This is a genomic window from Bacteroides sp. DH3716P (genome assembly GCF_025914115.1).
Lineage (GTDB): Bacteria > Bacteroidota > Bacteroidia > Bacteroidales > Bacteroidaceae > Bacteroides > Bacteroides ovatus.
The window spans coordinates 3692970-3714835 of sequence record NZ_CP083673.1; the positions used below are offsets into that span (position 1 = coordinate 3692970).

21 protein-coding genes are annotated in these 21866 nt (G+C 40.7%); 18 read left to right on the forward strand and 3 right to left on the reverse strand.

Features of this window, described 5'->3' with window-relative positions; translation table 11 throughout:
* Nucleotides 1-344 precede the first annotated feature (344 nt).
* From trpB to trpA, 7 genes are read left to right on the forward strand one after another with little or no spacing between them, the layout of a single operon-like run.
* Nucleotides 345-1532: a tryptophan synthase subunit beta gene (trpB, locus tag KQP79_RS13775; protein WP_004303719.1), complete on the forward strand. Its 1188-nt coding sequence runs from the start codon at nt 345-347 to the stop codon at nt 1530-1532.
* A gap of 48 nt (nt 1533-1580) precedes the next feature.
* Entirely contained in the window at nt 1581-2987 is a 1407-nt protein-coding gene (locus KQP79_RS13780) for an anthranilate synthase component I family protein (protein WP_004311853.1), read from the forward strand.
* A 45-nt stretch (nt 2988-3032) separates the two neighbouring features.
* Nucleotides 3033-3599 (forward strand): anthranilate synthase component II, encoded by a 567-nt coding sequence (locus KQP79_RS13785; protein WP_008651733.1) that lies wholly within the window; start codon nt 3033-3035, stop codon nt 3597-3599.
* Between the two features lie 4 nt (nt 3600-3603).
* Complete coding sequence (trpD, locus tag KQP79_RS13790) at nt 3604-4599, forward strand: anthranilate phosphoribosyltransferase (protein ID WP_061447583.1); 996 nt, start codon at nt 3604-3606, stop codon at nt 4597-4599.
* A 48-nt stretch (nt 4600-4647) separates the two neighbouring features.
* Nucleotides 4648-5430: an indole-3-glycerol phosphate synthase TrpC gene (gene trpC, locus KQP79_RS13795; protein ID WP_061447582.1), complete on the forward strand. Its 783-nt coding sequence runs from the start codon at nt 4648-4650 to the stop codon at nt 5428-5430.
* 26 nt (nt 5431-5456) lie between these two features.
* A complete protein-coding gene (locus tag KQP79_RS13800) occupies nt 5457-6080 on the forward strand; it encodes a phosphoribosylanthranilate isomerase (RefSeq protein WP_004300108.1) in 624 nt (207 codons plus the stop codon).
* 18 nt (nt 6081-6098) lie between these two features.
* The gene (gene trpA / locus KQP79_RS13805) at nt 6099-6869 is read left to right on the forward strand and encodes a tryptophan synthase subunit alpha (RefSeq protein ID WP_004303723.1); all 771 of its coding nucleotides are present in this window, start codon (nt 6099-6101) and stop codon (nt 6867-6869) included.
* Between the two features lie 184 nt (nt 6870-7053).
* Here the strand turns inward: trpA and KQP79_RS13810 are convergent, their stop codons facing one another.
* Entirely contained in the window at nt 7054-7410 is a 357-nt protein-coding gene (locus KQP79_RS13810; RefSeq protein ID WP_061447581.1) for a hypothetical protein, read from the reverse strand.
* A gap of 208 nt (nt 7411-7618) precedes the next feature.
* Here KQP79_RS13810 and KQP79_RS13815 point away from each other — a divergent pair, with 208 nt between their 5' ends.
* The 6 genes from KQP79_RS13815 (at nt 7619) to KQP79_RS13840 (ending at nt 14618) form a co-directional block, all read left to right on the forward strand.
* Entirely contained in the window at nt 7619-8659 is a 1041-nt protein-coding gene (locus tag KQP79_RS13815) for an asparaginase (protein WP_004300111.1), read from the forward strand.
* 241 nt (nt 8660-8900) lie between these two features.
* Nucleotides 8901-11285, forward strand: coding sequence for an LruC domain-containing protein (locus KQP79_RS13820; protein ID WP_234120628.1), 2385 nt, complete (start codon nt 8901-8903; stop codon nt 11283-11285).
* A gap of 234 nt (nt 11286-11519) precedes the next feature.
* Entirely contained in the window at nt 11520-11885 is a 366-nt protein-coding gene (locus KQP79_RS13825) for a response regulator (protein WP_004300114.1), read from the forward strand.
* Nucleotides 11886-11902: 17 nt separating this feature from the next.
* Nucleotides 11903-13060, forward strand: a complete 1158-nt coding sequence (locus KQP79_RS13830; protein WP_004300115.1) for a sugar transferase — start codon at nt 11903-11905, stop codon at nt 13058-13060.
* A gap of 11 nt (nt 13061-13071) precedes the next feature.
* On the forward strand, nt 13072-14019 hold the full coding sequence (locus KQP79_RS13835) for a glycosyltransferase family 2 protein (RefSeq protein ID WP_004317854.1): 948 nt from the start codon (nt 13072-13074) through the stop codon (nt 14017-14019).
* Nucleotides 13971-14618 (forward strand): acyltransferase, encoded by a 648-nt coding sequence (locus tag KQP79_RS13840; protein WP_004303727.1) that lies wholly within the window; start codon nt 13971-13973, stop codon nt 14616-14618. The genes KQP79_RS13835 and KQP79_RS13840 overlap by 49 nt, the downstream gene beginning before the upstream one ends.
* 543 nt (nt 14619-15161) lie before the next feature.
* Here the strand turns inward: KQP79_RS13840 and KQP79_RS13845 are convergent.
* Both KQP79_RS13845 and KQP79_RS13850 read right to left on the reverse strand, forming a co-directional pair.
* Entirely contained in the window at nt 15162-15773 is a 612-nt protein-coding gene (locus KQP79_RS13845; protein WP_004300118.1) for a helix-turn-helix transcriptional regulator, read from the reverse strand.
* Nucleotides 15763-16467: a hemerythrin domain-containing protein gene (locus KQP79_RS13850; RefSeq protein ID WP_008651739.1), complete on the reverse strand. Its 705-nt coding sequence runs from the start codon at nt 16465-16467 to the stop codon at nt 15763-15765. The genes KQP79_RS13845 and KQP79_RS13850 overlap by 11 nt, the downstream gene beginning before the upstream one ends.
* A 208-nt stretch (nt 16468-16675) precedes the next feature.
* Between KQP79_RS13850 and KQP79_RS13855 the strand changes: the two genes are divergently transcribed.
* The 5 genes from KQP79_RS13855 (at nt 16676) to KQP79_RS13875 (ending at nt 21800) form a co-directional block, all read left to right on the forward strand.
* Nucleotides 16676-17851 carry a phosphoribosylaminoimidazolecarboxamide formyltransferase gene (locus tag KQP79_RS13855; protein ID WP_004303728.1) on the forward strand — a complete coding sequence of 392 codons (1176 nt, stop codon included), beginning with the start codon at nt 16676-16678 and terminating at the stop codon, nt 17849-17851.
* Between the two features lie 134 nt (nt 17852-17985).
* A complete protein-coding gene (gene fldA / locus KQP79_RS13860; protein WP_004311873.1) occupies nt 17986-18492 on the forward strand; it encodes a flavodoxin FldA in 507 nt (168 codons plus the stop codon).
* A gap of 33 nt (nt 18493-18525) precedes the next feature.
* Nucleotides 18526-18888 (forward strand): DUF2023 family protein, encoded by a 363-nt coding sequence (locus KQP79_RS13865; RefSeq protein ID WP_004300123.1) that lies wholly within the window; start codon nt 18526-18528, stop codon nt 18886-18888.
* 390 nt (nt 18889-19278) lie between these two features.
* Nucleotides 19279-20619 carry a hypothetical protein gene (locus KQP79_RS13870; protein WP_008776580.1) on the forward strand — a complete coding sequence of 447 codons (1341 nt, stop codon included), beginning with the start codon at nt 19279-19281 and terminating at the stop codon, nt 20617-20619.
* A gap of 26 nt (nt 20620-20645) precedes the next feature.
* Nucleotides 20646-21800: an imelysin family protein gene (locus KQP79_RS13875; protein WP_008776579.1), complete on the forward strand. Its 1155-nt coding sequence runs from the start codon at nt 20646-20648 to the stop codon at nt 21798-21800.
* Nucleotides 21801-21866 lie beyond the last annotated feature (66 nt).

The following is a 21866-nucleotide window of genomic DNA, read 5'->3' on the forward strand; positions in this document are numbered from 1 at the left end:
AATATTCAATATTTATAAGAACAGTTCAGGTTGAAAATTGTTCTATATCAGAAAAATGAAGGCAAAAGAGAAAAAAAGTCATTTTTTGTTTGCTGTTTCAAACAAAGTGTCTATATTTGCCCTCATAAAATTACAAAAGACAATGAGAACAATGTTAGTAAATACATATTGGTGGTGGCACCCGTTACAACTCCGACAGTCGTAAGGGAGCAGTGCTCGTATGTATATACCTCATTAAAGATATAACAGATTTGAAAGAGCCCTGTCGCAACTTGCGGCAGGGCTCTTTTTATTTGCCCATTTTCGAACAGATTTAGATAATAACATAAAAAATAGATAGGATTATGAAAAGTTTTTTAGTTGACCAGGATGGCTATTACGGAGAATTCGGTGGTGCTTATGTACCGGAAATCCTCCACAAATGTGTTGAGGAACTGACGAACAAGTACCTCGAAGTGATTGAAAGCGAAGAATTTAAAAAGGAATTTGAGCAGTTATTACGCGACTACGTAGGACGTCCTTCCCCACTCTATCTGGCAAAACGCCTTTCCGAAAAGTATGGTTGCAAGTTGTATCTGAAACGGGAAGACCTGAATCATACCGGTGCACACAAAATCAACAACACCATCGGACAAATCTTGCTGGCACGCCGCATGGGAAAGAAACGCATCATCGCCGAAACCGGAGCCGGACAACATGGAGTAGCAACAGCTACCGTATGTGCGTTGATGGATATGGAATGTATCGTTTATATGGGAAAGACGGATGTAGAACGCCAACATATCAATGTGGAGAAAATGAAAATGCTGGGAGCTACCGTTATTCCCGTTACTTCCGGAAACATGACCTTGAAAGACGCAACCAACGAAGCGATCCGCGACTGGTGTTGCCATCCTGCCGACACTTATTATATTATCGGCTCTACCGTAGGCCCTCATCCTTATCCTGATATGGTGGCACGCCTGCAATCTGTTATCAGCGAAGAAATAAAAAAACAACTGCAAGAAAAAGAAGGACGTGACTATCCGGATTATCTGATAGCCTGCGTTGGAGGAGGAAGTAATGCTGCCGGAACGATTTATCATTATATCAATGATGAACGGGTAGGCATCATTCTGGCGGAAGCCGGAGGTAAAGGAATAGAAACCGGAATGACCGCCGCCACCATCCAACTCGGTAAAATGGGAATTATCCACGGAGCGCGTACTTACGTCATCCAAAACGAAGACGGACAGATTGAAGAGCCTTACTCGATTTCCGCCGGACTGGATTATCCGGGCATTGGTCCGATACACGCCAATCTTGCCGCACAAAGACGTGCCAACGTTTTGGCAATCAATGACGACGAAGCAATAGAAGCCGCTTACGAACTGACTAAACTCGAAGGTATTATCCCTGCACTGGAATCCGCCCATGCATTAGGAGCTTTGAGAAAATTGAAGTTCAAACCGGAAGATATCGTTGTATTGACTGTTTCAGGACGAGGAGACAAAGATATTGAAACCTATTTATCGTTTAATGAACAGCAATAAGTAATTAGTAAACCATCATTCGTAATCAATAATCAAGCAATTATAGAAATGAAAACATTTAATTATACAACTCATAGCAAACAAGTGCTCGGAGATATGCATACTCCTGTCAGCATTTACCTGAAAGTGCGCGACATGTATCCGCAATCTGCATTAATGGAAAGTTCCGACTATCATGCCGGAGAAAATTCCTTGTCATTTATAGCCCTCTGTCCCCTGGCAAGTATCGGTATAAACGGCGGCATTGTCACTTCCAACTATCCCGATAACAGCCGCACGGAAGAACCCCTGACAAAAACCTTCCATGTAGAAAAGGCCATGAACCGGTTTATCAATCAATTCCAGGTGACCGGGGATAATAAGAATGTATGTGGACTTTACGGATACACGACGTTCAACGCTGTGAAATACTTCGAGCACATCCCGGTGAAAGAAAGTCACGATGAGCAAAATGACGCTCCGGATTTGCTATACATATTATATAAGTATGTCATTGTTTTCAATCATTTCAAAAATGAATTGACACTCGTTGAAATGTTGTCCGAAGGAGAAGAAAGCGGCTTACCGGAACTGGAAGCAGCCATCGAAAACCGGAATTATGCTTCTTACAACTTCTCTGTAACAGGTCCCGTTACTAGCCCTATCACCGACGAGGAGCATAAAGCCAATGTCCGGAAAGGAATCGCGCACTGTATGCGTGGAGATGTTTTCCAAATCGTACTTTCCAGAAGATTTATCCAACCTTATGCCGGAGATGATTTCAAAGTGTACCGCGCACTCCGCAGCATCAATCCTTCTCCTTATCTTTTCTACTTCGATTTCGGAGGATACCGCATCTTCGGTTCTTCACCGGAAACACATTGCAAAATCGAAGATGGTCGTGCTTACATCGATCCGATTGCCGGAACTACCCGCCGTACCGGAGATGTAGTAAAAGACCGGGAACTGACAGAAGCTTTATTGGCTGACCCTAAAGAAAATGCAGAGCATGTCATGCTGGTTGATCTTGCCAGAAACGACCTTTCCCGTAATTGTCATGATGTACGCGTACTATTCTATAAGGAACCACAATATTATAGTCATGTCATTCACCTGGTAAGCCGTGTCAGCGGTATGTTGAATGAGGGCGCAGATAAAATAAAAACGTTTATTGATACGTTTCCTGCCGGCACATTAAGCGGTGCTCCCAAAGTACGCGCTATGCAGTTAATCAGCGAAATCGAACCACATAATCGTGGAGCCTATGGTGGCTGTATCGGTTTTATCGGATTGAACGGCGAATTAAATCAGGCTATCACTATCCGTACTTTTGTAAGCCGCAACAATGAACTCTGGTTCCAAGCCGGAGGAGGTATTGTAGCACGCAGTCAGGATGAATATGAACTGCAAGAGGTGAACAACAAACTGGGAGCACTGAAAAAGGCGATTGATTTAGCTGTCAAATTAAAAAATTGAAAGCAGAGATAGTATTTGAACAACCATTTTACAATGACAATAAAAATGAAAATATTACTTTTAGATAACTACGACTCTTTCACTTATAACCTACTGCACGCAGTGAAAGAATTAGGGGCTACAGATGTAGAAGTAGTCCGCAACGACCAGATAGAGCTTGATGAAGTAGACCGATTTGATAAAATCATCCTGTCTCCCGGACCGGGCATACCCGAAGAGGCCGGACTGCTATTACCTATTATTAAAAGATATGCTCCGACCAAAAGCATTCTGGGTGTCTGCCTCGGTCATCAAGCCATCGGCGAAGCTTTCGGAGCACGTCTGGAAAATCTCAAAGAAGTATATCATGGGGTACAGACTCCGATTACCATCCTTCACCAGGATTTGCTTTTTGAAGGGTTGGGAAAAGAAATCCCTGTTGGAAGATACCATTCCTGGGTAGTCAGCCGGGAAGGTTTTCCCGATTGCCTGGAAATAACGGCAGAAAGTCAGGAAGGACAAATCATGGCAATCCGCCATAAGACCTACAATGTACATGGTATTCAGTTCCATCCCGAATCAGTATTAACTCCGCAAGGAAAAGAAATTATTAAAAACTTCTTAAACGATTAAACTTATGAAACAGATTCTATACAAACTTTTCGAACATCAATATCTGGGACGCGATGAGGCTCGCACCATTTTACAGAACATCGCACAAGGAAAATATAATGATGTACAGGTAGCCTCTTTAATTACCGTCTTTCTGATGCGTAATATCTCTGTGGAAGAATTATGCGGTTTCCGCGATGCATTGCTTGAAATGCGTATTCCGGTTGATTTAAGTGAATTTGCTCCGATAGATATCGTAGGAACCGGAGGTGATGGAAAAAATACATTTAATATTTCTACAGCTTCCTGTTTTACTGTTGCCGGAGCCGGTTTCCCCGTTGTGAAACATGGTAATTACGGAGCAACATCAGTCAGCGGTGCCAGTAATGTAATGGAGCAACACGGTGTAAAGTTCACCAGTGACGTCGATCAACTGCGCCGTAGCATGGAGAAATGTAATCTTGCCTATCTGCATGCTCCTTTATTCAATCCGGCATTAAAGGCAGTTGCTCCGGTTCGTAAAGGATTGGCAGTGCGCACTTTCTTTAATATGCTCGGTCCGTTGGTTAATCCGGTATTACCGGCCTATCAGCTTTTAGGAGTTTACAACCTCCCGTTACTTCGCCTCTATACCTATACTTATCAGGAAAGCAAGACGAAATTTGCCGTTGTTCATAGTCTCGACGGATATGACGAAATCTCTCTGACAAATGAGTTTAAAGTGGCGACCAGCGATCATGAAAAGATTTACGCTCCCGAGAGTCTCGGATTCTCCCGCTATAAGGAAACTGATCTGGATGGTGGACAAACACCGGAAGATGCAGCTAAGATTTTCGACCAGATCATGAATAACACGGCTACGGAAGCTCAAAAAAATGTAGTGGTAGTCAATTCAGCTTTCGCCATCCATGTGATTTGTCCGGAGAAGACTATTGAAGAATGTATTGCTCTCTCCAAAGAGTCATTGGAAAGTGGACACGCATTAGCTACCCTAAAAAAATTCATTGAATTGAACAGTTAATGTTTTATTTTTGCAAATCCATCATTTACAATTAATAATCCCACATCAATGAAAGATATATTATCAGAGATTATAGCAAACAAACGATTTGAAGTTGACCTGCAAAAGCAGGCTATCTCCATCGAGCAATTACAGGAAGGTATCAGCGAAGTTCCGACCTCTCGTTCTATGAAGCAGGCATTAGCCTCGTCTGCATCGGGTATTATCGCTGAATTCAAGCGTCGGTCTCCATCCAAAGGATGGATAAAGGAAGAAGCATGCCCGGAAGAAATTGTTCCCTCCTATGCAGCAGCAGGAGCTTCTGCCCTTTCCATCCTCACCGACGAGAAATTTTTCGGAGGAAGCCTGAAGGACATCCGCACTGCACGTCCTTTGGTAGAGATCCCCATTCTTAGGAAGGACTTCATCATTGACGAATACCAGCTTTATCAAGCCAAAATTATCGGTGCCGATGCCGTACTTCTTATCGCAGCCGCATTAGAACCGGAGAAATGTAATGAACTTGCAGAAAAAGCTCATGAACTAGGTCTGGAAGTTCTTCTGGAGATTCATAGCTCCGAGGAATCAATATACATCGACAAGAAAATAGATATGGTAGGAATCAACAATCGTAATCTGGGTACTTTCTTCACTGATGTAGAAAACTCTTTCCGCTTGGCCGGACAGCTTCCCCAAGATGCTGTATTGGTATCCGAAAGCGGCATCTCCGATCCGGAAATAGTAAACCGACTTCGGGCAGCCGGATTCCGTGGATTCCTGATCGGTGAAACATTTATGAAAACACAGCAACCGGGAGAAACTTTACAGAATTTCCTGCAAGCAATCCAATAAACTAATTATTCAAAACGGACAGCCCTATGATTAACGGAAAAATTATCAAAGTATGCGGTATGCGTGAAGCTGAAAACATACAGGACGTAGAGTCTATCGAAGGCATAGATATGCTGGGATTCATCTTCTATCCTAAATCTCCCCGATATGTCTACGAGCTTCCGGCTTACTTGCCCATTCATGCCCGGCGTGTCGGAGTTTTCGTCAACGAAGACAAGCAGACAATCAGCATGTATGCTGATCGTTTCGGACTGAATTATGTACAGCTCCACGGAAATGAATCACCGGAATACTGCCGGTCCTTACATTCCACTGGATTGAAAATCATCAAGGCCTTTTCAGTAGACCGTCCCAAAGATTTGAGAAAGGTATATGACTACGAAAAAGTCTGTGATCTTTTTCTGTTCGATACCAAATGCGAACAATATGGTGGTTCGGGAAATCAATTCGACTGGAGCATCCTGGATATGTACAATGGACATGTACCCTTCCTATTGAGCGGAGGCATTAACTCATACAGTGCCAATGCCCTGAAAGAGTTTAAACATCCCCGGCTTGCCGGATACGATCTCAACAGCCGTTTTGAATTGAAACCGGGAGAAAAGGATCCGGAGCGTATCCGGACATTTTTAAACGAATTAAAATCATAATCTAAAAATTCCAACGTCATGAATAGAATTAATCAACTTTTCAATAGCAACAAGAAAGACATACTTTCTATTTATTTTTGTGCCGGTACTCCTACTTTGGATGGTACCGCTGATGTAATCCGCACGCTCGAAAAGCACGGAGTGAGTATGATTGAAGTCGGCATTCCTTTCAGTGATCCGATGGCAGATGGCATTGTTATTCAGAATGCCGCTACGCAGGCATTGCGCAATGGTATGTCTCTAAAACTTCTTTTTGAACAATTACGGGATATTCGCAAGGACGTAAAAATCCCACTTGTGCTTATGGGATATTTAAACCCAATCATGCAATTCGGATTTGAGAATTTCTGCCGTAAATGTGTGGAATGTGGTATCGACGGCGTCATTATTCCTGATCTCCCTTTCCGTGATTACCAAGAACATTATCGTATCATTGCCGAACGCTATAACATCAGAGTGATTATGCTCATCACACCGGAAACCAGCGAAGAACGGGTACGCGAGATAGATACACATACCGACGGATTTATTTATATGGTTTCATCAGCAGCAACCACCGGAGCGCAACAAGATTTCAACGAACAAAAACGGGCTTACTTCAAAAAGATTGAAGGTATGCATCTGAACAATCCGTTGATGGTGGGATTTGGTATCTCCAATAAAGCAACATTCCAAGCAGCTTGCGAACACGCTTCCGGAGCTATCATCGGCAGTAAGTTCGTCACTCTGCTCGAAGAAGAAAAAGACCCGGAAAAGGCGATTACCAGACTGAAAGAAGCCCTGAAGTAAGAGCCTCGGATGAAAATCTCCGCAGGCCGCAGGGCTATTTCCGCAAACCGTGGGGCTATTTCTGCAAGCCGTGGGGAGGCTGTACTTCACCCGTGGGACGAGCAGAGACAAGCCGTGAGCTGAACAAAAACAAGACGTGGACTGAACAGGATCGAGGCGTGGGCTGACAATCTCGTTGCCCCTGTCATTCACCGAATCCGAAGTCCGAACAACAACAGCAGCAGTCTTCCTTTCCTCGCCAATATTGCTGCTGTTGTTTACAACAGTAGTAATATTTCTCTTCTACTCTACTCTCTTGGGTTTCATTCGGTTTTTGCCCTTTATCCATCGGCGTTTCAGAGTTTTTTTCCACTGCACTTTTTTCCACTGGTTTTTGTATACTATTAACCACTGATTTGCTGTAGTCATTCTTTGCACACAGATACAGCAACAACACATAAATCCCTACAAGTTGCACTCCCCCTATCTGATACATCATGACGCTCAAATTGTCGCCTGCCCAAAAACAGATTTCTAACGGAAAATACCGGTCATTTTTCATTTTCTCTTTCGTTTTTTATTTAAAGCCGGACACTTCGTCCAACCTGCCCCAAAGATGGGGACATTTTTTCATACTACATATCGCAAAAATGCAACATAGATATTTTTTATAGTCTTGTCCTTCCAACTTTATATAATTCGTCGTTTAGCACTCATTATTCGCATTTAATCCGTATCTTTGCCAATGTTTTAACAGTAATTCAACAATTATGAGAGCAGAAACTCCTTCCGTTTTGTTAATTTACACGGGTGGGACTATCGGAATGATAGAGAATCCGGAAACAGGTGCCTTAGAAAATTTCAACTTCGATCATTTGCTTAAGCACGTCCCCGAACTGAAAAGATTCAACTACCGCATTTCCTCCTACCAATTCGATCCCCCTCTCGACTCTTCGGACATGGAACCTGCTTACTGGGCAAAACTGGTAAAGATCATCAATTACAATTATGATTATTTCGATGGTTTCGTCATCCTTCACGGAACAGACACAATGGCTTACACTGCCTCTGCACTAAGTTTCATGCTCGAAAATCTAAGCAAACCTGTCATCCTCACAGGTTCCCAGCTCCCGATCGGGACTTTGCGCACAGACGGAAAGGAAAACCTCATCACAGCCATCGAAATTGCAGCAGCTAAAAATCCGGATGGTACAGCCATTGTTCCGGAGGTTTGTATTTTCTTTGAGAATCATTTGATGCGTGGCAACCGTACCACCAAAATCAATGCGGAGAATTTCAATGCTTTCCGCTCTTTCAATTATCCGCCATTGGCACGGGTAGGTATCCACATTAAATATGAGCCTAATCTCATTCGAAAACCAGACCCGACAAAACCGTTAAAGCCGCATTACCTGTTTGACACCAATGTAGTTATTCTAACGCTTTTTCCGGGCATTCAAGAGAGTATCGTGACTTCTCTGCTTCATGTTCCGGGATTGAAAGCGGTTGTCATGAAAACCTTCGGTTCGGGAAATGCTCCGCAAAAAGAATGGTTCATCCGCCAACTAAAGGAAGCTACCGATCGTGGAATTATCATTGTCAACATTACACAATGTGCCTCCGGAGCAGTAGAAATGGGACGTTACGAAACAGGAATGCATCTTCTGGAAGCAGGTGTAATCAGTGGATATGACAGTACCCCCGAATGTGCCATAACAAAGCTCATGTTTTTATTGGGACATGGATTACCCAACAAGGATATCCGATATAAAATGAACTCCTGCTTAATAGGAGAAATCACCAAGTCTTAAGTTAAATCCATCTATTGTAACCCCCTGATTTTCATTTTAAACAGTTGTATAAAAGTGAAAATCAGGGGATTTCTCTTCATCATCATCAAGACCGAATCAAACCTAAAAGAGCCAAAGAAGAACCAAAACGGAAGTATAGTTGTTTTCACTCCATAAAATAACAGAAAAAACATTTCCAATAAAAGATATGCAGTTATTTTTGTGATGGATTTGGTTACAAACAATCAAGCAATAATACATTATGATGAAGAAAACAATTCAATTTGTACCCATCATTGCAATAGCGATGGCAGGTACTATGTCTAGTTGTGTTGACTCTGGAAAGGATCTCTATGATCCGTCTTACGAAACACCTAACCCGATGGGAGATGGCTTTGCTGCTCCCGATGATATCGATTGGAACATGATAACCACTAAAAATGTCTCGGTCGAAGTGAAAGATGAAGAAGGAGGACTATTTGCTTATTTAGTTGAAATATATGCAGAAGATCCTTTGACTAATGAAAGCGCTTCCGTGCTCGCTGCAAGGACAGCTAATAAAGAAAACAACTTTAAATTTACAACCGCTGTCAGTCTGCTGCCAACTCAAAAGGGTATTTATGTGAAGCAAACCGACCCTAGAGGACGTGAACAGGTATATCAGTTCGATGTGCCGGAAAACAGTGATAATATTACCTGTAAACTCTATTATGCAGGATCTACTGCACAAAATAGAGCGTTGATGAGTCGTGCCGCTGCTACAAGAGGCCTTTCATTTGAAAAGCCGGATTACTATTCCATACCTGCTAATGCAAAAGAAGTGACTGAAATGTCAGGAACCACTTTGCTGCGTGATGCTTCTTACAAAATCACCTCTGACTATGCCGGCACATTCAAGTTTGACGGTTATGACGGTGAAATTGCAACCAAAGTTTATGTAGATGCTAAATGGACGATTCCCGCAACATTCCAATTCCAAAACGGTATTGAAATCATTGTGATGAATAATGCTAAAATTGAAGCATCAGGAACCATGACGTTCATTAGAAACTCCATGTTGACCATTATGGAAAAGGGAGAAGTGAATGCAGAGGATATATCATTCACCAATGGAGCGCCTGCTGCATTAAGAAACTGGGGTGCACTGACTGTAGCGAACACAATGACACTACATTCCGGTGCAACACTCTACAACAAAGGAACCATAACCAGCAAGAATATCTCAATCAATTCCAATACGAAAATTGTAAATGACAATAAAATCAGTTTGGAAGGAGAATTAAATCTGCCGTCTAATTTCTCTTTGGAAAATAACGGAGAGATTTATGGAGAGAAATTAATTGCAAATTCCGACGCTGTTGCTACCAACAACAACATCATGAAGTTTACAACCATCAGTCTCACCAATACGACTGTCAACAACGCTTGTAGCATGGAAGCAACGACTTCTTTCTATGCCAACGGAGCGACGTTTAACTTTACTCAAGGATATTTGAAAGCTCCTAAAATGGAGTTTGTTAATGGAACAGTAAATTTAAGTGATGGTTCTATGCTGGATGCTACGACAAGTATCAGCATACCTCCCGGTTATGCCAAGTTTTATGGAAAAGGCGAAAATACTTCTATGATAAAATCACCGGTTATCACCGGACAAGGTTTCACATATGATGGAAATTTGGTTATTGAATGTGACAGCCACGTTGAAAAGAACCAATGGTGGGAAAACTTCCATGTACTGAATGGCGCATACTTCACCAAAATGGGAGACTCTAAAGTCATCATCGATGTTTGTACAGGAATTAAAAATGGTGGAAATGAAGGAGGAGATCCTGAAGATCCTAAGTTCCCGATCATCATGGATGATAATCGCAATTATGCTTATCTGTTTGAAGACCAATGTCCTTTATATGGGGATTACGATATGAACGACCTTGTTCTGATTATCAAGGAAAGAAAGATCTCCATCAATAAGAGCAATAAGGCAGAAGAGTTCACGTTAAGTCTTGATTTATCGGCTGCCGGAGCTACCAAGAGTATTGGAGCTGCTATCATGCTGGACGGTGTTCCTGCCAGTGCCATTACGCAGCCGGTGGAATTCAGTGACAACTCTCTTTTTAAAGGTTTCAATGTGAATAGTAATCTGATTGAGAACGGACAGGACTATGCGGTTATTCCATTATTTGACGATGCTCACAAAGCATTGGGAAGAGACCGTTACGAACAGATCAATACGATTGCAGGTCACTCTGCCAATACGAGTCCTAAAAATATCAGTTTCACTATAAAGTTCAGCAATCCTATCTCTGTGGATGAGCTTAATATCAATAAACTGAATGTTTTCATTTTCGTAGAAGGAAACAGAAACCAGCGTAAGGAGATTCATATTGTCGGTTATCAACCAACTAAGTTGGCAAATACCGACTTGTTCGGAGGCAACAACGACGATAGTTCTACTTCCCGCAAGAGATATTACATCAGCAAAGATAACCTGGCATGGGGAATCATGGTTCCGACAGACTTCAAATGGCCTTTGGAATATGTGAATATCAAATCAGCTTACTCGTTATTCGAAAGTTGGGTGACCAGTGGCGGTACTAAGAATGAAGAATGGTGGAAAACTTTTGATTCATCAAGAGTATATAAATAAGCCTAACAATTAATCTTTAACACGGATTCCAGTTTTTATGGAATCCGTGTTTTTTCATTAAGATGCTGTAAGTTGCAATTAATAGAAAAAAAAGATATATCACGAATTTTACTCTCCTGATTGGGGATTATTCTAAAATAATATCTATATTTGCAGTGTATCACAAATATTATGTGACAACAATCTTAATCTATAAATCAAATAACAAAGCAAGCGATAGAAAGGTCTATTCGTATGAAGAAAAAAATATTACTAGTCGACGATAAATCGACAATCGGAAAAGTGGCCGGTGTGTATCTAGGAAAAGAGTATGATTTTACCTATTTGGAAGATCCCATCAAAGCAATAGAATGGCTTAATGAAGGCAATGTACCTGACCTCATTATTTCAGACATTCGTATGCCTCTCATGATGGGGGATGAATTCTTAAGATACATGAAGAACAATGAATTATTCAAGTCAATTCCTATCGTTATGTTATCCAGTGAGGAAAGTACAACGGAAAGAATCAGACTATTGGAAGAGGGAGCAGAAGACTATATCCTGAAACCATTCAACCCTTTGGAACTCAAAATCCGAATCAAAAAGATTATTGACTAATACCGGGTCTTCTACACATGCAATATTTTGTTTATATAGGCAGAGATAGCAAAACAATAGAACTACTCTCCCGACTAAGTATTGGGGTATTCTATGCTGCACCCAATTGTAGCAAAGCTGTCAAAGTATTGGAGAAAATACGCGAAAAATATGACGCAGCTCTATTTTTCGAACAAGTGAACATATCCAAAGATATTGCAGATATCCAATACATGCGTAAAAAGTATCCGGGGCTTTATATGGTACTCGTTATCGACTCCTTATCTAAGGAAGAAGCATCCGAATATCTTAAAGCCGGTATCAACAATACGATAAAATATGAAACAAGCCAGGAGGCTTTAAAAGATTTATCAACTTTCCTTAAACGAAGAAAAGATCAGAAAATAAAGGCACTTCAACTTAAAGCACAAAATATAAATGCTTTCCGCCTGCCTTTATGGAAAAGAACTTTTGATATTTTCTTTTCAGGAATGGCGATATTATGTCTTTCTCCTCTCTTAATATTTACTGCACTAGCTATCCGGATAGAAAGTAAGGGTCCTATTATCTACAAATCCAAGCGCGTAGGGAGTAATTATCAGATATTCGACTTCCTCAAATTCCGTTCGATGTATACTGATGCAGACAAGCATTTAAAGGATTTCAATGCCCTTAACCAATATCAGCAGGAAGATGAGGATATTTGGGGAGAAGAACCGGAAGCGGAAGTGAATGAAGAAATCGATGAAGAAGAAATCCTCTTGATATCTGACGATTTCGTAATCTCCGAAGAAGACTACATAAACAAGAAGTCCAAGGAAAAAAGCAATGCTTTCGTTAAGCTGGAAAATGACCCTCGAATAACTAAGATTGGACGTATTATACGTAAATATAGTATTGACGAGTTACCCCAGCTTATTAATATTTTAAAAGGGGATATGTCAATAGTAGGCAACCGCCCTCTCCCACTCTATGAAGCCGAGTTGCTGACAAGCGATGAACACATCGACCGTTTCATGGGTCCGGCCGGATTGACCGGTTTATGGCAGGTAGAGAAAAGAGGCGAAGCCGGTAAACTTTCTGCTGAAGAACGCAAGCAATTGGATATCACCTATGCAAAGACATTCTCTTTCTGGTTGGATATAAAGATTATTCTGAAAACAGTTACTGCATTCATTCAAAAAGAGAACGTATAATCTCCTTCCAGATGATAGACTCTTATATCTACATAATAGATGATCTGGTATTCTTCTGTACAGGGCTTTTGCTCCTATACCTCTTTGTGATGGCCATAGCCTCACATTTCAAACATATCACCTACCCGAAGGCTCAAAAGGAATATGGTTGTGCCATTCTCGTTCCGGAGGGAAGTATTCTTCCGGATGTGTATAAAGAAGAAGAGTACGAGTTTATCACATACAGCGATCTATATCAGGCAATCAACAGTTTAGATCAGGAACGATATGATCTGGTTCTCTTCCTGTCCAATACAGCATGCGCTTTATCTCCGCAATTCCTGAATAAGATATATAATGCCTATGATGCCGGTGTACAAGCCATCCAACTACATACGATAGTAGAAAACCGCAAAGGCATCCGTAATCGCTTCCGGGCTATACGTGAGGAAATAAAAAACAGCCTCTGTAGAGCCGGCAATACACAATTCGGACTGTCATCCAATTTATTGGGGACTAATATGGCAATCGACCTAAAATGGCTGCAAAAGAACATGAAAAGTTCTAAGACTAATATCGAACGAAAATTATTCCGACAGAATATATACATTGACTACTTGCCGGATGTGATTGTTTATTGCCAGTCCGCACCCGCCTGTCCTTACCGTAAACGTATCCGGAAAACAACTTCCTACTTACTCCCTTCCATATTTGAAGGAAACTGGAGTTTCTGCAACCGGATCGTACAACAATTAACGCCTTCTCCACTTAAATTATGTATCTTCGTAAGTATTTGGACTTCGTTGATTACCGTATATAATTGGACCTTATCATTCGGATGGTGGATTGCACTTTTCGGTCTATTAATCACTTATAGCCTGGCAATTCCTGATTATCTGGTAGAGGACAAAAAGAAGAAAAAACATTCAATATGGAGAAGAAAACACTTAAACAGCGAATTAAAGAAAACCCCGGCTTAAAACAGGCTGTACATCGTTTTATCATGCACCCCGTTAAAACTCGCCCTAATTGGTGGATACGGCTCTTCGATTTCATATACCTGAAACGCGGAAAGGGTTCTGTCATCTATCGGAGTGTACGCAAAGACCTCCCTCCTTTCAACCGATTCTCTTTGGGTAAATATTCTGTTGTCGAAGACTTCTCTTGTCTGAATAATGCAGTTGGCGACTTGACAATCGGAGATTATACACGCATCGGATTGAGAAACACAATCATAGGTCCGGTTAATATTGGCAATCATGTCAACCTGGCACAGAATGTAACGGTCACAGGACTCAACCATAATTATCAGGATGCAGAAAAGATGATTGACGAACAAGGTGTCAGCACACTGCCTGTTGTCATCGAAGATGATGTATGGGTAGGTGCCAATTCGGTCATTCTACCGGGAGTAACTTTAGGGAAACATTGCGTAGTGGCCGCCGGAAGTGTAGTCAGTCATTCCGTCCCACCCTATTCAATATGTGCCGGATGCCCTGCAAGAATCATAAAAACATACGATTTCGAGACTAAAGAGTGGAAAAAAGTAGAGAAAACACCTGCTACTAACCATAAATAGTGAGAATAGCTACAGAATATACCTCATAAAGGTGATTGTGACACATTCTGAAACGCATTATCTTTGCAGTATCAGAATTGAATTAATTAGTCATAATTTTATTACGTAGCCACATTTAAGTAAAAAATGAAATAGAGTCCCGCCGAAGCGATTTCGTCGGGATTTTGTTTTTTATTACCTTAATCCAATCCACAGACTTAAATCCCATATAAATAAAAAACGAGCTAATTCTTTTTATAGAACCACTCGCCACTGCATCAGAAAAGCCTAAAGGCTTTTCCATAGTACCTCAAATTTCCTGAAAACTAATCTTCTTTTTACCTAAAAACGTCTTACCTATTGTTATCCTTTTACCTTCTACTAAAAACTTATCCTATTGAACTAAACTAAAAAACTTTTAATACCTTAAACTGTCTAATCTAATACCTTATTTAATATTTTCTTTTACCTTATAAACTAACAGCAATTTCTCAACTGCTTTGCAAAGGTACGAATATTTTTCGTGTACGCAAACGGTTTTATATTTTATAACACTTCCGCAGGCTATAAATCTTTCACATCGCTCAATGCAACCAGCTTATTTACAATAGCATAGATAGTCAAACCGGCAGCACTATGTATTTGCAATTTTTTGCTAATATTTCTTCGGTGTGTAATCACCGTATGAATCGACAAAAAAAGCTTTTCCGCTATTTCCTTATTTGTCATTCCCTTCACCACACAGATGACGATTTCTTTTTCCCGCTGGCTAAGCGTATCCTGATTATCCATCTCTTCTTCTTCGGAAACCACATTCAATAAACCTGCAATTTTCTTAGAAAGAGTTTCCAAATCATCGAATATCGAAATAGACTCATCATACTTACCCAATAATGAAGCATCTACGAAAGAAGTAACCAACGCTATTAAACGTATTCTTTTACCGGATATTTCTTCTCGAAACTTAGCTACATCAAAGTAATCACCAAAAGTAGGATTGACAATCAACATTTCGGGACATTGCGTTCGGACGCAATCGTGCAAAGCTTCAACAGACAGTAATTCTATTGGTTGTACTTTTACGTTAGAAAGACGCTTCAATGCAGCAGTCAACCCACCACGAATAATTACAGAGGTCTCTGCAATAGCTATTCGAACTACTTCGTTATTTTTCATTTTCCCTAATCCTCCTTTCCAAATTCAGAATAGCAGGAACAAAAATATAGTCCTCAACCTTGCAATGAGATTCCAGTCCGGCTTCGCAAGCATATATGTCGAAAAGAGCCGCGTTCAGAAGATTTTCATTTGCTTTGGCAGGGCAATATTTAATAATGATATTTTTCAGTTCTGTCAATTTCTCCCCTACCTGATCGTGATGCTTGGAAAATGTACTGATCTGATAGTTTTTGGGAGCAACTCCTTTAATCAATGAATCGACATACTTAAATACGGTTTTCTCTTCATAATCCATGTGCTTACGCACCTCTCGTGTATATTCATCGAAAAACTTAAGGATGAGAAAAGCAACATCGTCTTGCGAACAGTCGATTGCCTCGATCAATTTACGACGAATAGCGGGAAGAGAAAAATCCAGAAAATAAATATGTGCCTGCCGCAGATAATCAATCAATGCAGGTATGGAAATATCATCTTTATCTCCATCGAGCCGGGAAAAGCCTTCAGCCATAAAGTTGACTACAATCAGAAAGGTCCGGCAGTCTACTCCATTCAGTTCACACACCTCCTTGACTGTCTTGTCACCGAACCCCAACGAAAGCCCAAAACGACTCATCACTTGCAACAAAGAATAATTATCGCTGATGAGATCGATCATCTTATCAGTTGGCTTATATTTTTGTAAATTATCCATCATACCTATTTATATTAGAGACTGCAAAGGAACGGAATATTTTGCTGAAATGCAATCATCATTTATAGGTATTTTAATTCGCCGGAAATAGCCAAATACTAATTATATGCTACTATTTTGTAGCGTAACTTTAGGCAAGCTAGTCTTTTTTTAGTAATTTTGTCGCTATCAATTTGTAATTAGTAACTCGTAATTTGTAATTAATAAAATGGCAAACGAACTCGAACTGAAATACGGCTGCAACCCTAATCAAAAGCCTGCCCGTATCTTCATGAAAGAAGGCGAACTCCCCATCGAAGTATTGAATGGACGTCCCGGTTATATCAATCTATTGGATGCATTCAACAGTTGGCAACTAGTGAAAGAACTGAAAGAAGCTACCGGACTGCCGGCTGCCGCTTCTTTTAAACATGTCAGCCCTGCAGGTGCTGCTGTTGCGGTAGAAATGAGCGACACACTGAAGAAGATTTATTTTGTTGATGACATGAAACTATCTCCATTGGCTACAGCATACGCCCGTGCACGTGGAGCAGACCGTATGTCGTCTTACGGAGACTTTATCGCATTATCCGACACTTGTGACGAAGAAACAGCACGCATCATCAACCGTGAAGTATCCGACGGCGTCATTGCTCCTGACTATACTCCCGAAGCACTGGAGATTCTAAAGAATAAAAGAAAAGGAACCTATAATGTAATAAAGATAGATCCTGCATACCGCCCGGCTCCTATCGAACATAAAGATGTATTCGGAGTAACTTTCGAACAAGGAAGAAACGAATTGAAGATCGATGAAAGTCTTTTGAAAGAGATGCCTACGCAGAACAAGGAAATCCCGGCTGATGCAAAACGCGACTTAATCATTGCCTTAATCACTTTAAAATATACACAATCCAATTCTGTATGTTATGCCAAAGACGGACAGGCAATCGGTATTGGCGCAGGCCAACAGTCACGTATTCACTGTACGCGCCTGGCAGGAAATAAAGCAGATATCTGGTATTTACGCCAACACCCGAAAGTGATGAACTTGCCGTGGATTGAAAAAATCCGTCGTGCAGACCGTGATAACACGATTGACGTTTACATTTCGGAAGATTATGACGACGTACTGGCAGACGGCATCTGGCAACAGTTCTTCACTGAAAAGCCGGAAATACTGACACGCGAAGAAAAACGGGCATGGTTGGATACGATGACAGGCGTAGCTTTAGGATCGGATGCATTCTTCCCATTCGGAGATAATATAGAACGCGCACACAAGAGTGGCGTCAGCTATATTGCACAACCGGGCGGGTCAGTACGTGACGATCATGTGATTGGAACTTGCGACAAATACAATATGGCAATGGCATTTACAGGCATCCGCTTGTTCCACCATTAAAAATATCGACAGTTTTTATTCCATACATCCCCATTTATAATGAGAAGGAGACAAATCTTCCATTATAAATGGGGATTTCCTATTTCTTTAAGACCCTCTATCTTTGCAGCGTTACATTTAAAAACGAATCAAAGATGAATAAAATTGGTGTATTTTATGGTTCCACAACAGGAACAACAGAAGACCTTGCCCGTCGAATTGCAGAGAAATTAGATGTACCATCGGCAGATGTATTTGATGTATCCAAGCTAACAGAGGCATTAGTCAATGAATATGACGTATTGGTGCTCGGCTCTTCCACATGGGGAGCAGGCGAACTTCAAGACGACTGGTACGATGGAGTAAAAGTTTTAAAGAAGTGTGATTTATCCCACAAATCTGTAGCCTTGTTCGGTTGCGGCGACTCTGACTCGTATAGCGACACATTCTGTGACGCAATAGGTATTCTTTATGAAGATCTGAAAGATACCCACTGCAAATTCTGTGGAGCAACAGATACTGCAGGCTATACCTTCGATTCTTCCATTGCCGTCGTAGACGGTAAGTTTGTAGGTCTTCCACTTGACGAAGTCAACGAAGATAGCAAAACAGACGAACGTATCAGCGCATGGGCCGAACAAGTGAAACAAGAAATTAGCTAATTTTACCTTAACATAAAAAGAATACTTTGCATCATGGCAACTGAAAGAATCATCCCCGGCGAAATCCGAATTTTTCTTAATCATATTTATGAGTTTAAGAAAGGCGTACGCAACATGGTACTTTACACAATGAGTAAAGAGCACGAAGAATTTGCCATCCGCCGATTGAAAAATCAAAAGATCAGTTATATGATACAGGAAGTAGGTACCAATAAAATCAACCTGTTTTTTGGAAAGGCAGAATGTATGGAAGCCATGCGGCACATCATCATCCGTCCTTTAAACCAACTGACTGCTGAAGAAGATTTTATTTTAGGAGCCATGCTGGGATATGACCTTTGCCAGCAATGCAAACGATATTGCAGTAAAAAAGAAGGTATAAAGATGGCAGTTTAAGCGATAACCTTAGCATAAGTTTAGCTTTGTTTGTATGTAGTTTGTCTGAGTTGAATCGTTTCTGAAAAGGTAGTTTCCTGATGGTAGATATACTCAAGGAAACTGGTTGTAGAAGAAACGATTCGCTCAATTACAAACAAAATCGGTGACACTATGAAATAATAAAGACAACTCTACACACTAACAACAGACAAAGGTGTATATCAGTAAAAATTATCATACTGAAATACACATTTGTCTGTTTTATTTTATCTACTACTATATTTTTTTTACTCTTTAGATTAAAATTACCTACATATACTGAATTTAAGAAACAACTATGCCTAATATTAGGTATTGCCACATTTTTTAACCTAATCTAACTTTGCAGCCGATAAAATTATTAAAAAGATGAGAAAAATAACAGCAATCGTTATTCTTAGTCTCCTACCTTCTCTTACAATTCCAGCACAGGAGACAAAAGAAATTTCCAAAAGTAGTAATTCTTCTTCTACAGAAGAATATACAAAATTCCGTTTTGGAGGATACAGTGAAATGGTCGCTAATTTTAAAGATTATGGCATCAACCGTTTCTATGGAGGAAACGATGGTAATCCAAAGAAAAACAGGAATACCATTTCAATTCCCCGTTTCGTTTTAGCTTTTGATTATAAGTTCAATTCCAAATGGATACTCGGTGCAGAGATTGAGTTCGAATCTGGTGGAACAGGTACAGCTTTCGAATTAGAAAACACCGAAAACGGTGAATACGAAACAGAAGTTGAAAAAGGAGGTGAAGTAGCTATCGAACAATTTCACATCACACGTTTAATTCACCGCTCCCTCAATGTACGTGCCGGACATATTATTGTTCCGGTAGGATTGACTAACGCACACCATGAACCGATCAATTTCTTCGGAACTTCACGCCCGGAAGGTGAAACAAGCCTTTTGCCTTCTACCTGGCATGAAAATGGTCTGGAAATCTTTGGTTCTTTCGGAAAAGGGTATGCAAGCTTCGATTATCAAGCTATGGTGGTAGCAGGCCTGAATCCTAATGGATTCGATCGTAACACATGGGTAGGTAGTGGCAAACAGGGAATCTTTGAGGAAGACAACTTCACTTCTCCCGCGTATGTATTTCGTTTAGATTATAAAGGAGTTCCCGGTTTACGTGTAGGTGCATCATTTTATTATTGTGCAGATGCAGGAGCCAACTCTGATAAAGAACAGACTTATGCAAACTATGGAAAAATTCCGATAAGAATCTTCACCGCAGATGCACAGTATCGCAATAAATATGTAACGGCACGCGGTAATATCTTATATGGAAATTTAGGAAATTCATTAGGAGTAAGTCAGGCAAATGTCAAATTATCCAATAAATCGCCTTACAGCCGTCTGGCTCCGGTAGCGAAGAATGCCGTAAGTTATGCAGCAGAAGCCGGCATTAATATCCGCTCGGTCTTCGGAGGCAATAAAAAGATTCCGGTAATCTATCCATTTGCCCGCTATGAATACTACAACCCACAAGAGAAAGGGGAAAAAGGGCAAACGATGGAAAAACGTTGCCAAGTAAGTATGTGGACAGCGGGATTAAATTGGTACGCTTTGCCAAACTTAGTGATAAAAGCAGACTATGCAACCCGCCAGATTGGTACAAATAAAGTTTTTGGCGTATCAAAGTCATACAACAGTGAAAACGAATTTTCTATTGGAATTGCCTATATAGGATGGTTTATTAAGAAATAACAAATAATCAATTATTTAATTTTTATATGATGAAAACAAAATTCTTTTATGTTGCAGCCCTAATATTGGGATTAGCATTCACAACAACTTCTTGCAGCAGTGATGATGACAACCCAACAGTAGATCCTGCCAATATTGATTACACTCCTGAAAACGCATCAAGCTGGCATAACTACATGAGAAATGTAGCAGCACTTCTAAAAACAGATGCAACCAATCTCTACAACGCATGGAATTCAAGCTATAAAGGAGGTGAAAGCTATGCTTCCCTGTTCAAGGCTCATAGTGGCTCTCCTTACGCAAGCGCCTTGAGCTGTGTGGAAGAAATCGTGGATAAATGCGCGGAAATTGCCAATGAAGTCGGTACTGCCAAAATTGGTGACCCATACAACTTGTATAAAGCCGGAAATACTGAAGAAGCATTATATGCTGTGGAATCCTGGTACAGCTGGCATTCTCGTGATGACTATACCAATAACATTTATTCCATCCGGAATGCATATTACGGTTCTTTAGACGGTAATATAAATGCTAATTCTTTATCTACTGTTATCGCCGGTGCTAATTCATCATTAGATACCAAGATAAAGAATGCTATCCAAAAAGCGGCAAAAGCCATTCAGGATATTCCGCAACCTTTCCGTAATCATATTCCCAGTAACGAAACGGTAGCAGCTATGGATGCTTGTGCAGAGCTGGAAAGTATACTGAAGAATGACTTAAAATCCTATATTGCAAATAATAGCAACAATATCAATACGGACGCAGTACTTAATCCTGTAGTAACACAATATGTAGATGCAGTAGTAGTGCCTACCTACAAAAGTTTGAAAGAAAAAAATGACGCTCTCTACAATGCAGTAATAGCCCTTGCAGACAATCCGTCAAATAGTGCTTTTGAAACAGCTTGTGATGCTTGGATCACTGCCCGTGAACCATGGGAAAAGAGCGAAGCTTTCTTATTCGGTCCGGTAGACGAAATGGGACTTGATCCTAACATGGACAGCTGGCCTTTGGATCAGAATGCTATTGTACAAATACTGAATTCTCAAAGTTGGAGCGATCTCGAATGGAGTGAAGGTGATGATGAAGCTGCTGTCGAATCGGCACAAAATGTACGCGGTTTCCACACATTGGAATTCCTTCTCTACAAAAACGGTGAACCACGTAAAGTACAATAAAGCTTTATCTTAGCTAAGATATTATTGAGAAGTAAAGGTTGGAATTCAATGATCCACCTTTACTTC